Raw genomic sequence first — 13469 nt, forward strand, 5'->3', positions numbered from 1 at the left:
GGGTCGGTCCCCTTGGGCCGGCCCTTTTTTTTGCCCGAATCAGTGGCGAAACGGTAGCTTATCTAGGCGATCCGGGCGTGCGTGCCTATCTGGCGCACTCACCCCGCAGAACCGCGAGGAAGGAGAGCCGATGGCCGATACCGACGCCCCGACACGCAAACTCCAGGTCGCCAATTCACGTCCCGAGGACAGCGGACGCGGCCTTGCCCATCTTCCGCGTACACTGATGGCCGAGCTGGGCCTGCAGCAGGGCGATGTGATCGAGATCGTTGGCAAGCGTACCACGCCCGCCCGCGCCGTCTTCCCCTATCCCGAGGATGAAGGACTCGAACTGCTGCGCATCGACGGGCTTCAGCGCGCCAATGCCGGAGTCGGGTCGGGCGATTTCGTCGAGATCCGCCGCGGCGAATCGCGTCCGGCAACCCGTGTGGTGTTCGCTCCCGCACGCAAGGATCTGCGCCTCGAAGGGTCGGCCAATGCACTCAAGCGCACCTTTATCGGGCGTCCGCTCGCCCAGGGCGATACCGTTTCGACCGTCGGCCAGCAGCGCGTGTCGGACATGCCGCCCAATGTGCTCCAGCATTTGCGCGCCCCGGCCTATGCGCTTCAGGAGATTCGCCTGACCGTGGTGTCGGCGACGCCGCGCGGCATCGTCCATATCGACGAGAATACCGAAGTCGAGCTGCGTGCCGATTATGAGGAAGCCAAGGAATTCCGCCGTGCCGACGTCACCTATGACGATATCGGCGGCATGGCGGGCACGATCGACCAGCTGCGCGAGATGGTCGAGCTGCCGTTGCGCTATCCCGAACTGTTCCAGCGGCTGGGCGTCGATCCGCCCAAGGGGGTGCTGCTTCATGGGCCGCCCGGCACCGGCAAGACGCGCCTTGCCCGTGCCGTCGCCAACGAAAGCGACGCCAGCTTCTTCCTGATCAACGGACCCGAGATCATGGGGTCCGCCTATGGCGAATCCGAGAAGCGCCTGCGCGAGGTGTTCGAGGAGGCGAATGCCAATGCGCCCGCGATCATCTTCATCGACGAACTCGATTCGATCGCGCCCAAGCGGGGACAGGTGACGGGCGAGGCGGAGAAGCGTCTTGTCGCGCAGCTGTTGACGCTGATGGACGGGTTGGAGGCGCGCGCCAATGTCGTGATCATTGCCGCGACCAACCGCCCCGAGGCGCTCGACGAGGCGTTGCGACGGCCGGGCCGCTTCGACCGCGAGATCGTGATCGGCGTACCCGACGAGCGCGGACGGCGCGAGATCCTGGGTATCCACACCCGCGGCATGCCGCTGGGCGAGAAGGTCGATCTGACCGAGCTGGCGCGCACCACCTTCGGCTTTGTCGGCGCGGACATCGCCGCGCTGGCGCGCGAGGCCGCGATCGAGGCGGTGCGGCGGATCATGCCGAAGCTCAATCTCGAGGAGAAGACAGTCCCCGCCGAGGTGCTGGAGACACTCGCCGTTACCCGCGAGGATTTCGTCGAGGCATTGAAACGCGTCCAGCCGAGCGCAATGCGCGAGGTGATGGTGCAGAAGCCCAACGTCCATTGGGAGGATGTCGGCGGCCTCGACGACGCACAGATGCGCCTCAAGGAAGGCGTCGAGCTGCCGATGAAGGACCCCGACGCCTTCCGACGGCTGGGCATCCGGCCGGCGAAGGGCTTCCTGCTCTATGGGCCGCCCGGCACCGGCAAGACATTGCTGGCCAAGGCGGTGGCGCGCGAGGCCGAGGCGAACTTCATCGCCACCAAATCGAGCGACCTGCTGTCCAAATGGTATGGCGAGAGCGAGCAGCAGATCGCGCGGCTGTTCGCGCGTGCGCGCCAGGTGGCGCCGTGCGTGATCTTCATCGACGAGCTCGATTCACTGGTGCCCGCGCGCGGGTCCGGCATGGGCGAGCCGCAGGTGACCGAGCGCGTGGTCAACACCATCCTGGCCGAGATGGACGGTCTGGAGGAGCTGCAGTCGGTCGTCGTGATCGGCGCGACCAACCGGCCGAACCTGATCGACCCGGCGCTGATGCGGCCGGGGCGGCTCGACGAGCTGATCTATGTCGGTGTGCCCGATGCGCCGGGGCGTGAGCGTATCCTCAAGATCCAGACCGGGAAGATGCCGCTGGCCGATGATGTCGACCTGGGCTCGATCGCCGAGCGGACCGAACGGTTCACCGGTGCGGACCTGGAGGATGTGGTACGCCGCGCGGGCCTGGCGGCACTACGCGAATCGCTCGATAACCGGCAGGTCACGATGGCGCATTTCGAAGCGGCGCTTGCCGATTCGCGCGCCACCGTCACGCCGGAGATGGAGGCGGAATATGCTCAGCTGGTCGCGCGAATGAAGCAAGACGCGGTGGCGTTGAACCCGATCGGGTTCATTGCCCCCGGGATGCTTCAGGGCCGGAAGAAGGACGCAGGCTGAACCAGCCGTAGAGGATCAGCAGCACGAGTGCGGCGGCCGCGGTGAAATAGGGCAGCGGCCGCCACACGCCATAGAGCGCGACGCCGATCGACGGGCCGAGGATGAAGGCCGCGCCGTTGACCGAGGTGACCTTGCCCGCCACCGATCCCTGCGCGGCCTGCCCCACCGCAAGGGAGGAACCCGCGGTGAAGCCCGGCCGCGAGAAGCCGAAGCCCAATGTCGCGAGGGCATAGCCGGTGGCGATTCCGTAGAGCGAACTCGCGTTCCCGGTGGCGAACGCGCCCAATGCGCTGAGCGACAGGCCGATCAGCATGAGCTGACGCGGCTTGAGGTTGAGCAGCGGGATGATTCCCCATTGCGCGAGCAGCGCTGACCCCGCACCCATCATCAGGACGAGGCCGGTCGCCTGAATCGCCTCGATCGGAGGGACGCCGAGCCGGTCGATGACCAGGAAGCCGATCACCTGCCCCGCCATCGCCTGCGCATGTCCAAGGACCAGTCCGCAGATCATCCAGGCGCGAACACGCGGGTCGAAATAGCCGATCGGCTCGATCTTGGGTTCGGTGGCGGCGGTGACACTCGCCCCGCTCGCCTGCCCGCCGATCGAGGGATAGCTGGTCACCGCGCCATGGCTGAGCGGCGCGTCCACGTCGCGCGGAAGGAAACGCGCGACGGTGAACACCATCAGCAGCGATGCCCCGCTGAAGATCAGCGCTGGCCCAGCCAGCCCGATCGTCGGACCGCCGCGCCACAGGTCACCCACCACCAGATAGGGCGCGATCGCCGGGCCAAGGATGGTGCCGAGACCGAACGCCGAGCCGAGCAGGGTAAGCGCCTTCGTCCGATCTTCACGGCTGGTACGTGCGGCGACGATCGCCTGCACCGCCGGCGGCGCGGCCGAGCCGAACCCACCATAGAGCATCCGCGCGCCCACGAAGAAGATGAAGGCGGTAGTGGGCGCGATCCAACCGTTGATCCCCGCCGCCAGGAACAGTCCGCAGAAGAACAAGGAGGCGGTCAGCCCCATCTGCCCCAGCAGCACCATGTTGCGCCGTCCGTGGCGGTCCGAGCGGTTCGCCCAGAAGGGCGCGACCAGGGTCCACAGGATCGCCGACACCGAGAAAGCGGCCGCGACCGCGCTGTCGGGAACACCGAGCGACCGGCCAAGCGCGGGCAGCACCGATTGCAATGCCGTGTTGCCCGCGGCGATGGTGAACATCACCAGGAACAAGAGCCCGAAGGTGCGGTCCCGCGTCAGGCTGGCCCCCGCTTCATTGGCGCGCTCGGTGTGCATCACGGTCGCCGCCCGCACGTTGCGAGACAAAGATCACGGCGACCGAACCGTTGCGCGGACACTTCATGGGTTTCCCGATGAAACGTTTCGGCGGCGTGCGCAACCGCCGCGGCGCGAAGAGCGTTAAGATGCGCACGAAGCTGATGACAGAGGCGTGGCAACTATCCTACAGCAACGTGACACCGACAGAGGGAAGTTGATGAACGGTTCGACCACGATTGCCCGCGCGAAGCGCAAGGCTTCGCGCCCCCTCTCGCCGCAGGCGCTGTTTCTCCAGGGATTTTTCAAGCATCCGGTGATGGTCGGATCGATCATCCCGTCCTCGCGCAAGCTGATCCGCAAGATGCTGTCGCGCGTCGATTGGGAGAGCACAAAGGTGTTCGTCGAATACGGCCCGGGCGTCGGCACCTTCTGCCGCCACGTCCTCGACCGACTGGCGCCAGACGCGAAATATATCGTGATCGACACCAACCCCGACTTCATCGCCTATCTGCGCCAGACCATCGTTGATCCGCGCTTTTCGGCGATCCACGGTTCGGCGGCGGACGTGAACGAGATCGTCGCCGATCATGGCGCGGACCATGCCGATTATGTGCTGTCCGGCCTGCCCTTCTCGACCCTGCCGGCGGGCGTGGGCGACACGATCGCGGAAGCGACGCAGCGCGTGCTGCGCCCGGGCGGCGCGTTTCTGGTCTATCAGTTCAATCCCAATGTCCGCAATTTCCTGACCCCGCACTTCCCCCGCATCGATGCCGATATGGAATGGTGGAACGTGCCGCCCGCACAGCTCTGGTGGGCGTGGAAGGATGAAGCCGCCGATTGACGGCGGCCCCCCGGCACATCACATCGGGGACATGGAACAGCTCAATCTTTCCGAATCGGAGTGGCGCCAGCGGCTCACTCCGGCGCAATATCACGTGCTGCGCGAAGCCGGGACCGAGCGCGCCTTTTCGGGCCATTACACCGACAACAAGGCCGACGGCGTCTATCGTTGCTCGGGCTGCCAGCTCGAGCTGTTCGACAGCGACGACAAATATGATTCGGGATCGGGTTGGCCGAGCTTCACCCGGTCTGTGGCGCCCGATCATGTCAACGAGCATGGCGATTCGAGCCACGGCATGGTCCGCACCGAGGTGCGCTGTGCGCGTTGCGACGGACATCAGGGCCATGTCTTCCCGGATGGGCCACCGCCGACGGGACTGCGCTACTGCATCAACTCGGTCGCGCTGGAATTTCGTCCGCGCGGCGACGGCGACGACGCCTGAATCGCATGCGATTGATCGGCTTGTGAGCCGCACGGTTCGCCGGTAGGTTCGCGCCACTTCCGATGCCCAAGAAATCCACCGCCCGCCCCGGCAAGTTTCGCCGCATCCTGAAATGGGTGCTGATCGGCGGTATCGCGCTCGCGATCGCCGGCCTCATCGCGCTGACGATCGCGGTCTATACCGCACGCGCCAATTTGCCGAGCTTCGAGGAGCTGAAATCCTCTCCCAACGGACAGATGATCCGTGTCCATGCCGCCGACGGCACCGTGATCGTCTCACTGGGGCCTAGCTATGGCGAGTGGATCGAATATTCGAAGATTCCCGCGCCGATGCGCGACGCGATGGTCTCGATCGAGGATCGCCGCTTCCACTCGCACTGGGGCGTCGATCCCGTCGCGCTGGCACGCATCACCAAGTTCGCGTTCGACCATCGCGGCACCGATCGCCGCCTCCAGGGTGCGTCGACCATCACCCAGCAGGTCGCGCGCACCATCTTTCTGTCGAACAAATATGACGTCAGCCGCAAGCTGCGCGAAATGGTGCTGGCGCTGGCGCTGGAGCGGAAGTTCACCAAGGACCAGATCCTCGAGCTGTACCTCAACAAGGTCTATTTCGGCGGTGGCGCATACGGCATCGATGCCGCGTCGCGCACCTTCTTCGGCCATCCGGCGACCAATCTGACCTTGTCCGAAGCTGCGGTGGTCGCGGGGCTGGTCAAGGCGCCGTCGCGTTATTCGCCGACTGCCGACGCCGAAGCCGCGATCGGCCGCGCGAGCGTGGTTCTCGACGTGATGGTCGAGACCGGCGCGCTCACCCGCGCCCAGGCCGACGCCGCGCGACCGACCGAGGTCAAGCTCGCCGCCGCGCCGAAGCAGAACAGCGTCCGCTATTTCACCGACTGGGCGCTACCCCAGCTCGAAGTGCTGATCGACGAGACCGAAGCGCCGCTCGACGTGTGGACCACGATCGACCTTCGCATGCAGAATGCCGCGACCCAATCGATCCAGGCGAACACGCCGGCCGGGGCACAAGGCGCGCTTGTCAGCCTCGACCGCGATGGCGCGGTGCGCGCGATGGTGGGTGGGCGCGACTATGTGACGTCAAACTATAACCGCGCGACGCAGGCGACACGCCAGCCGGGATCGGCGTTCAAGCTGTTCGTCTATCTTGCCGCGCTGGAAGCCGGGCACAAACCCGACGACCAGGTGGTCGACGAAGCCGTCACGATCGGCGGCTGGAGCCCGCGTAACAACTCCGGCCGCTTTTCGGGCGAGATGTCGCTGCGGTCGGCCTTCGCCTATTCGATCAACACCGTCGCCGCGAAACTGGGCCAGGAAGTCGGCTTCGGCACGGTCGCCGACATGGCACGCCGCTTCGGCATCACCACCCCGATCAATACCCAGCCCGCGATGGTGCTGGGCAGCAGCGATGTGCGGCTGATCGACATGACCCGTGCCTTCGCATCGGTCGCGAACAAGGGCGTCGGCGTCACCCCCTATGCGATTACCCGCGTCACCGCGAACGGGGCGGTGATCTACCAGCATGAGGTCGATACCTCGCGCGTGCTGGTCGCCCCCTATGTCGCGGCGCAGATGACCGATCTGATGCAGACCGCGGTCGCCACCGGCAGCGGGCGCGCCGCGCAGATCGATCGTCCGGTCGCGGGCAAGACCGGGACGACGACGTCGAACAAGGATGGCTGGTTCCTCGGCTTCTCATCAGGCCTCACCACCGGCGTGTGGATGGGCCGCGACGACGCCAAGCGCGTTGGCGGACTTCAGGGCGGCGCAGCGCCCGCGCGCGCCTTTGCCGCATTCATGCGCCCGGCCGTCGCAGGCCGCCCGGTCGAAGCGTTCGAAACCGAGGTGACCTTGCCCGAATGGCAGATCGAGCCGGACGAGGAAGTCTATGGCTCTCCCGACAACGGCATCTATGTCGACCAGGATGGCAACCCGATCCCGCGCGACGAGGCCAATCCCGACGCGGCACAGGGTGGTGCTCAGCAGCCTTCGGAAGACGGCGCGATCGATCAGGACTGGCTCGACCGGATGACGGGACGCGGCCAGCGCGATGCCCCACCGCCGCGCCGCGAACCCGCGGATCGCCCACCGCCGCGCGATTCAGGACGCGACAGTCCGCGTCCGCTTCAGGAATCGCGACCGAACGAGTGAAGCCGCATCGCGTTTGCGCGCAGCCAGGCGCGCTCGCGGACGGGGTCCTTGCCGTAAAGTTGCCGGACGACCGCGTGGAAAGCCGCGCTGTGGTTCATATGAACGCGATGCGCGACCTCATGCGCGACGGTAGCGCGGCGGACAGCGGGTGGAGCGAGGATCAGTCGCCAGCTGTAGCGAATCACGCCGGATGAGGCGCAACTGCCCCATCGTCCCGCAGGATCGCCGATCCCGACTCGAGCGACGGTGACGTCGGCGAGCGCAGCATATTCGGCGGTTTCGGCGCTCAGCGTGTCGAGCGCGGTCTTGCGAAGCCAGCGTTCGATGCGGCGCTCATAGCCTTCGCGCGGACCGCCGACGATCAGTTGGCCGTCGTCGAGCACCGGGGTACGCGGAAAGCCGCTGTCCCAACCAAGACCGATCTCCTCGCCCAGGAAGAGGATCGTCGCGCCCGGTTCGAACGGCGCCGGCGCCGTGCGGCGTTCCAGCGCGCGCGCAATCCATTCATGCTGCTGCTGCGCCCATCGCATCGCTTCGCCCAAGGGCGCGCGCGGCGGGAGCGTGAGGCGGATTTGGCCGGTGGCATTATCGACCGAGAGCTTCATCCGCCGCGCACGCGGATGGCGGACGACCTCGATCGGATGGTTCACAACAGCCTGTCGACCATATGATGCTCGAGATCGCCGGCGACATCCTCGGAGATCGTCCAGCCGCGTACCGATTCACCGGCGGCGTGCACCGCCTCGCGATCCCCGCTCACCAGATAATGCCAGTCGGGCAGCGGTTCGTCATTCGCGCGCAGGCGATAGGCGCAGGTGCGCGGGAGCCAGGCGATATCCTCGACATTGTTCGCGGTGAGCCGCACGCATTCGGCGACATAGACGCGGCGATGCTTGTAATCGCTGCAGAAGCCGGTTTGGCGATCGAGTAGGCGACAGGCAACATTGGTCGCGTAGAGATCGCCGGTATCCTCATCCTCGATCTTGTGCAGGCAGCATTTGCCGCAGCCGTCGCACAATGCTTCCCACTGCGCGCGGTCGAGGGTCGAGAGCGGCTGCTCCCAGAAGGGCGTTACCCGATCCAGCGCTCGATCTCCGCGACGATCGCCTGTGGATTCTGGTCCTGCGGCAACAGCGCGATCGGTTCGCCCTTGGGGCCGATCAGATAGGCCTGGCGGCCATGATCCATCAGATAGCCGCTCGGCGTCTCGCGCTTGGCATAGGGGACGCGATAGACCTTCGCCGCCGCATCGACCTGCGCCGGCGTGCCCGTCAAACCGACCATGCGCGGGTAGAAGGCGGCGGTGAACTCCTTGACCACCTTGGGCGTGTCGCGCGCCGGGTCGATCGTGACGAAAATCGGCACGATCCGTTCCGAAAGCTTGGGATTGCTCTTGTCGAGCAGCTTCATCGCGCCGCCGATATTCTGCACATCGACCGGGCAGACATCGGGGCAGAAGGTGTAGCCGAAATACATGATCCGGTATTTGCCGGCGAAGTCGGTGTCCTTCACCGTCTTGCCATCGCCATTCACCAGCGTGAACGGCCCCCCGATCGAGGCGCCGGCCAGCGGCGCATCGGCGAGGGACTTGCTGCCCGGTGTGCCCGCGCCGCAACCGGCAAGGACAAGAGCGAATGCGAAGGCGGGGATGAGCAACCTGTTCATGGCGCCGCCCGCAATGATCTGATACGGGGCGAGTTGCAAGGTTTCCCAGTCATCAGGGGCGTCGTTCGATCATGACTTTCCGCCTGTCCAGGCCGGTTTTCGCCGCGGCGCTGCTCGCGCTGGCGCTTCCCGTGGCCGCCCAGCAGTTCTCCGACAGCTATAATTTCCTGAAGGCCGTCCGCGACCAGGACGGCAACAAGGTGACGGACATGCTGAACCAGCCGGGCCAGACCATCGTCAACACCCGCGATGCCAAGGGCGAAGCGGCGATCCATATCGTCACCAAACGGCGCGACCAGGTCTATTTGAACTTCATCCTGGCGCGCGGCGGCAATGCCAATCTGCAGGACGGCGCCGGCAATACCCCGCTGATGATGGCGGTGGACGTGGCCTGGCCCGAGGGCGTCGCGCTGCTGCTGTCGAAGCGTGCCGCCGTCAATATGGGCAATAATGGCGGCGAGACCCCGCTGATCCGCGCGGTGCAGCGCCGCGATATCGAGATGGTCCGCACCCTGCTGAACGCCAAGGCCGATCCCGACCAGCGCGATCGGCTGGCGGGTCTGAATGCGCGCGATTATGCAGCGCGCGATACGCGTTCACCGGTGATCGCGCAGCTGCTCAAGGATGCACCCAGCATCCAGAAGCGCGCGGTTTCGGGGCCAAGCTTCTAATCCCCTTCAGCCGTTCCGGCCGATTCCCTCGGCATCGGGATCGGTCAGGGCGATCACCCGGCGCGCGGCGCGGCGGGCAAAGGCGAGCGTGCATTTGCGCCGCGTCGCGCTGGCGAGCGGCACCGTCCTTGCCTCCCGCACGATCGCCGCATCATAGCGATCTGCGACGATCACCCCGCAGCGTTCGGGCAGGAATCCGGGCGTTTCGAGCGGCGTGAGGTCGAACCCGGCGGGCACCGCCCAGAAGAAGCGGTCGCAATGGGCGAGATAGTCGCTCCACTTGCCGTCCCCGACCAGATCGGCACGCGACACCTTCACCTCGACGATCACCACTTCGCCCCGCGCGGTGAGCGCCATCAGATCGGCGCGACGCCCGTCGCCCAGCGGCACCTCGGCCATCGCCACGCAATCGTGGCGCAGCAACATCCGGCATACGCCGCGGGTTACCTCAGCGGTGAGCTGGGCAGCGGCCGGGGTCGTTGATTCGGGATTGGATTCGGAAGCGGGGATGGTGGAAGCCATCCCCGCCCCGTAGAACATTTACCGAACAAACAAAAGGTTCAACGGTAGAAGACGTGGTTGCCGACGCTGCCCACGCGCGCGCGGCGCCAGCCGGGCGAAACGTAGCGGGCATGGAAATAGAGCGCGTCGGACACGCGGCTGTCCCACATATCGTCCCGTGCGACCTTGGCGACCGCAAGCGCGGTCTTCCAGGCGCGCGAGCCTTCCGACGGCTGCGGCAGCTGACCGCCGCGGACGAAGGAGAACTGACCGCGCTGCTTGAGCACGCCGCACACGGTGCGCGGGAAGCGGCCCGATTCACTGCGGTTGAGGATCACTTCGGCGACTGCGAGCTGACCTTCGAGCGGTTCGCCCTTCGATTCATAATAGACGCCGATGGCGAGGCAGTTGAGCTCTTCGTCATCGACGGCGAGCGGCTGCGCGGCAACCGCGGCGGCGAGCGACGCATAATCGCTGTCGTCACCGTCATCGGAACTCACGGGAGTCTGAACCACCGCCTGGGTGGAAACGGCCGGCGCCTCGAGATCGGCGAGCGCTTCGGCCATCGTCGGAACCTGTTGCGGTTCCGGGGTGTTATTGCTGGCGGGCGACGCGGTTTCGGCTTGCCGGGCCACACCCGGAGCGGTCGCGCCAATGCCTGCGGCAAAGGCAATTGTCACAGCCGCGATAATCGCGGCGCGAGCGGAAAAGGACATTCAACTTCGATACTATGCGGTTGGCGCGCGATCCGGTCCGTATCTTTGTTCTTCAACAAAGGACCGGTCGGGCTTTCCCCCCGACTGCGTAACCGGCGGTCTCACACCCCGACGGCACAACGCTACTTAAACGTGCGCGGCCTTTGACCGGATGGTTACGGGGTGTCAACTAAATGTGAGCGTTTCAGCGGCGAACCGTTCCGCCCCCGCGATATCCAGTTCAACCACCCATAGATCGGAATCGCGGCTGCGACGGCGCTGCCAATAGTCCGTAACGGCGCCATCATCGCTGAATTCGGCGGGTCCGGAATGGACCAGCGCGGGCTCGCCGTCCGGGCCGATTCCGCGTTCGTAGAAGCCCGGCTGGCCGCCACGCTCCAGCGTCAGCACCAGGATCGCCCCCGCTTCCGCATCGCCCCGGGCCAGCACCATCGCGCTTCCGCCAGCGGCATTGACCCGCCGGACCAGCGCATTGACGAGGAGTCCGGCGGCGAGCCGCGCCATCAGGGACGGTAGCCGGGCAGACCCGCGAGCGGGATCCGCGATTTCATGAAGGTGCCGGTGCCGCGCGCCGCCTCCTCCCCTTCGGCATCGATCAGCCGCGCTTCGGCCACGAACACGCGGCGTTGTCCGCTGACCCAACGCCCCTCCGCGATCACCGGCCCCGGCCCCAACGGACGGGTGAAGAGCAGGTTGAACGCGGTGGTGAGCAGGAAGCGGTCGGTGACCAGGCTGTTGCACGCATAGAAGGCCGCATCGTCCAGCATCTTGAAATAGCTGGTGCCATGCGCCGCGCCGCCCGCATGGAAATGACGCTCATCGATCGTGAAGTGGATCCGCGCTTGGCCGCTCGCGGGAATTTCGAGCCGCGAGTCGAAGAATCGGTTGATCGGGGCGGCGGCGTAGAGCGATTCGAGCGCGCGATAATGCGCTTCCGCACCAACCGCCGATTGGGCCGGTTCAGGCGGCGGCGTCACGCGACTCCGTCCCCGCGAGTAGCGCATAGAGCGCGTCGGCCGAACCCGCGCCGCGTAATTTCGCGGTGAAGACACGGTCGCGCAGGCGACGCGAGACGCGCGCCAACGCCTTGAGATGCTCGGCCCCGGCATCGGGGGGCGAAAGCAGCGCAAACACCAGATCCACCGGCAGATCATCGACCGAGGCGAAGTCGAGCGGCTTGTCGAGCCGAACGAACAGGCCGCGCACATGCGTCAGCCCGGCGATCTTGCCATGCGGAATCGCGATGCCGCCGCCAAAGCCGGTCGAACCGAGCTTTTCGCGCGCAGCGAGCCGCTCGCTCGCCTCCGCCGCTTCGAGACCATAAGCCGTTGCCGCAGCCTCGCCGAGCAGCGCGAAGAGTTTCTTCTTGCTGCCCGCCGGGGTTCCCGAGCGCACGGCTTCGGGTTTCAAAAGATCGCCAAGATCGTTCATCGTGCGGTGATCAGGCAGCCCGGTTGGGTTCGACCCAGCCGATCGTTCCGTCCGCGCGGCGATAGACCATGTTGTAATTGCCGGTGCCGCTGTTCTTGAACAGCAGCGCGTTGGTGTTGCGCAGATCGAGCATCATCACCGCGTCCGAGACGCTGGCATCGGGCACATCCACCCGAGTCTCGGCGATGACCGGAGGCGCGTCGACGACATCGTCCTCTTCCTGGTCGATCTGGAAGACGGTGTAGCCCGCGTCGAAGGCCGCATCGAGCGCCGCCTGAGCGTGGCCGTTATTGCGATCCTTGAGCCGACGCGTGTAGCGGCGCAGCTGCTTCTCGATCTTGTCGGCGGCGCCGTCGAACGCGAGATGCGCCTCCGGCGCGGCGTGCGATCCCTTGAGCACCAGCCCCTGCATCACATGCGCCACGATGTCACAGGTGAAGCCGTAATCATGCGGCCCCTTGCCGAACGTCACCTGAGCTGAAATTGCGCGGGAGAAATATTTGTCGGCGATACCCTGGAGCCGGTCTTCCACGTGCTGCCGGATGGCCTTGCCCGTATCGACCCGATGACCCGAAACCCGGATATCCATATCTTCCTCCGTCAATATGAGGTGCAACTAGGAACGCACCCGACGCCCGTCAACCGGACGCAGGCTTGCCCCATAGCGGCTCCTCGAACCCGGCCATGAACGCCGAATGGCGGGCCAGTTCTTCGTCGCTCGGCGCAAAAACGCGCGCCGGGCGTGCATTACTCTTGACCGCGGCGGCCTCCACCCGCTCGCTCGCCGCCGCGGCCTCGACCGCGAGGCCCAGCGCGATCTGCCGTCCGCCGGTCAGCTCGATGAACACCTGTGCCAGCAGCTGCGCGTCGAGCAGCGCGCCGTGCAGTTCGCGCGCCGAAAGGTCGATGCCGTAGCGGACGCACAGCGCATCCAGCGTGTGCTTGGCGCCGGGATGCTTGGCACGCGCCATGGTGAGCGTATCGACGATGCGCTCGACCGGTAGCAGCGGGCGACCGCAGCCCTTCAGCTCGCCATTGATGAAGCCGAAATCGAACATCGCGTTGTGCGCGATAAGCGGACAATCGCCCAGAAACTCGATCAGCTCGTCGCAAATCTCGGGGAAGCGCGGCTTGTCGGCCAGGAACGCTTCGGACAGGCCATGCACCGCGAACGCCTCGACCGGCATGTCGCGATCGGGGTTGAGGTAACGGTGGAAGCTACGGCCGGTCGGGACGCGGTTGACCAGCTCGACACAGCCGATCTCCACCAACCGGTGCCCTGCGTTGAAGCTGAGGCCGGTGGTTTCGGTATCGAACACGATTTCCCGCATGA

General features: G+C 66.0%; 16 protein-coding genes. 5 read left to right on the forward strand and 11 right to left on the reverse strand.

Translation table 11 applies throughout. The annotated features are described in order from the left end of the window. Nucleotides 1-130: 130 nt before the first annotated feature. The gene (locus tag AC07M1_RS00785) at nucleotides 131-2422 is read left to right on the forward strand and encodes a CDC48 family AAA ATPase (RefSeq protein WP_495160666.1); all 2292 of its coding nucleotides are present in this window, start codon (nucleotides 131-133) and stop codon (nucleotides 2420-2422) included. Here AC07M1_RS00785 and AC07M1_RS00790 read toward each other — a convergent pair. Beyond that, nucleotides 2376-3716, reverse strand: coding sequence for an MFS transporter (locus AC07M1_RS00790; protein WP_495160667.1), 1341 nt, complete (start codon nucleotides 3714-3716; stop codon nucleotides 2376-2378). The two genes, AC07M1_RS00785 and AC07M1_RS00790, sit on opposite strands and share 47 nt — an antisense overlap. A 199-nt stretch (nucleotides 3717-3915) precedes the next feature. On the opposite strand from AC07M1_RS00790, the gene AC07M1_RS00795 reads away from it, so the two are divergent. The 3 genes from AC07M1_RS00795 to AC07M1_RS00805 all read left to right on the forward strand — a co-directional run bounded on the left by AC07M1_RS00795 (nucleotide 3916) and on the right by AC07M1_RS00805 (nucleotide 7152). Continuing rightward, on the forward strand, nucleotides 3916-4539 hold the full coding sequence (locus AC07M1_RS00795) for a class I SAM-dependent methyltransferase (protein WP_495160668.1): 624 nt from the start codon (nucleotides 3916-3918) through the stop codon (nucleotides 4537-4539). 31 nt (nucleotides 4540-4570) lie between these two features. Then, nucleotides 4571-4981 carry a peptide-methionine (R)-S-oxide reductase MsrB gene (gene msrB / locus AC07M1_RS00800; protein ID WP_495160669.1) on the forward strand — a complete coding sequence of 137 codons (411 nt, stop codon included), beginning with the start codon at nucleotides 4571-4573 and terminating at the stop codon, nucleotides 4979-4981. A gap of 62 nt (nucleotides 4982-5043) precedes the next feature. Next, on the forward strand, nucleotides 5044-7152 hold the full coding sequence (locus tag AC07M1_RS00805; protein WP_495160670.1) for a transglycosylase domain-containing protein: 2109 nt from the start codon (nucleotides 5044-5046) through the stop codon (nucleotides 7150-7152). Here AC07M1_RS00805 and AC07M1_RS00810 read toward each other — a convergent pair. The 3 genes from AC07M1_RS00810 to AC07M1_RS00820 are packed head-to-tail and all read right to left on the reverse strand — an operon-like array spanning nucleotide 7128 to nucleotide 8817. After that, entirely contained in the window at nucleotides 7128-7802 is a 675-nt protein-coding gene (locus AC07M1_RS00810; RefSeq protein WP_495160671.1) for a M48 family metallopeptidase, read from the reverse strand. The genes AC07M1_RS00805 and AC07M1_RS00810 overlap by 25 nt on opposite strands. Next, complete coding sequence (locus AC07M1_RS00815) at nucleotides 7799-8236, reverse strand: YcgN family cysteine cluster protein (protein WP_495162785.1); 438 nt, start codon at nucleotides 8234-8236, stop codon at nucleotides 7799-7801. The genes AC07M1_RS00810 and AC07M1_RS00815 overlap by 4 nt, the downstream gene beginning before the upstream one ends. Continuing rightward, nucleotides 8224-8817 carry an SCO family protein gene (locus tag AC07M1_RS00820; protein ID WP_495160672.1) on the reverse strand — a complete coding sequence of 198 codons (594 nt, stop codon included), beginning with the start codon at nucleotides 8815-8817 and terminating at the stop codon, nucleotides 8224-8226. The genes AC07M1_RS00815 and AC07M1_RS00820 overlap by 13 nt, the downstream gene beginning before the upstream one ends. A 71-nt stretch (nucleotides 8818-8888) precedes the next feature. On the opposite strand from AC07M1_RS00820, the gene AC07M1_RS00825 reads away from it, so the two are divergent. Further along, nucleotides 8889-9488, forward strand: coding sequence for an ankyrin repeat domain-containing protein (locus AC07M1_RS00825; protein WP_495160673.1), 600 nt, complete (start codon nucleotides 8889-8891; stop codon nucleotides 9486-9488). Between the two features lie 6 nt (nucleotides 9489-9494). Here AC07M1_RS00825 and AC07M1_RS00830 read toward each other — a convergent pair whose 3' ends face one another. From AC07M1_RS00830 to dnaQ, 7 genes are all read right to left on the reverse strand, one after another. Beyond that, the gene (locus tag AC07M1_RS00830) at nucleotides 9495-10010 is read right to left on the reverse strand and encodes an MmcB family DNA repair protein (protein WP_495160674.1); all 516 of its coding nucleotides are present in this window, start codon (nucleotides 10008-10010) and stop codon (nucleotides 9495-9497) included. Nucleotides 10011-10048: 38 nt separating this feature from the next. Further along, nucleotides 10049-10705 carry a cell wall hydrolase gene (locus AC07M1_RS00835; protein ID WP_495160675.1) on the reverse strand — a complete coding sequence of 219 codons (657 nt, stop codon included), beginning with the start codon at nucleotides 10703-10705 and terminating at the stop codon, nucleotides 10049-10051. Nucleotides 10706-10870: 165 nt separating this feature from the next. Next, entirely contained in the window at nucleotides 10871-11209 is a 339-nt protein-coding gene (locus AC07M1_RS00840; protein ID WP_495160676.1) for a DUF1491 family protein, read from the reverse strand. Beyond that, complete coding sequence (locus AC07M1_RS00845) at nucleotides 11209-11682, reverse strand: PaaI family thioesterase (protein WP_495160677.1); 474 nt, start codon at nucleotides 11680-11682, stop codon at nucleotides 11209-11211. The genes AC07M1_RS00840 and AC07M1_RS00845 overlap by 1 nt, the downstream gene beginning before the upstream one ends. Beyond that, the gene (locus tag AC07M1_RS00850) at nucleotides 11666-12136 is read right to left on the reverse strand and encodes a PTS sugar transporter subunit IIA (protein ID WP_495160678.1); all 471 of its coding nucleotides are present in this window, start codon (nucleotides 12134-12136) and stop codon (nucleotides 11666-11668) included. Before AC07M1_RS00850 ends, AC07M1_RS00845 begins: the two co-directional genes overlap by 17 nt. A gap of 10 nt (nucleotides 12137-12146) precedes the next feature. Continuing rightward, nucleotides 12147-12725 (reverse strand): ribosome hibernation-promoting factor, HPF/YfiA family, encoded by a 579-nt coding sequence (hpf, locus tag AC07M1_RS00855; protein ID WP_495160679.1) that lies wholly within the window; start codon nucleotides 12723-12725, stop codon nucleotides 12147-12149. Nucleotides 12726-12774: 49 nt separating this feature from the next. Further along, entirely contained in the window at nucleotides 12775-13467 is a 693-nt protein-coding gene (gene dnaQ / locus AC07M1_RS00860) for a DNA polymerase III subunit epsilon (RefSeq protein ID WP_495160680.1), read from the reverse strand. Nucleotides 13468-13469: the final 2 nt, after the last annotated feature.

Source organism: Sphingomonas sp. GW821-FHT10C01 (assembly GCF_059415525.1).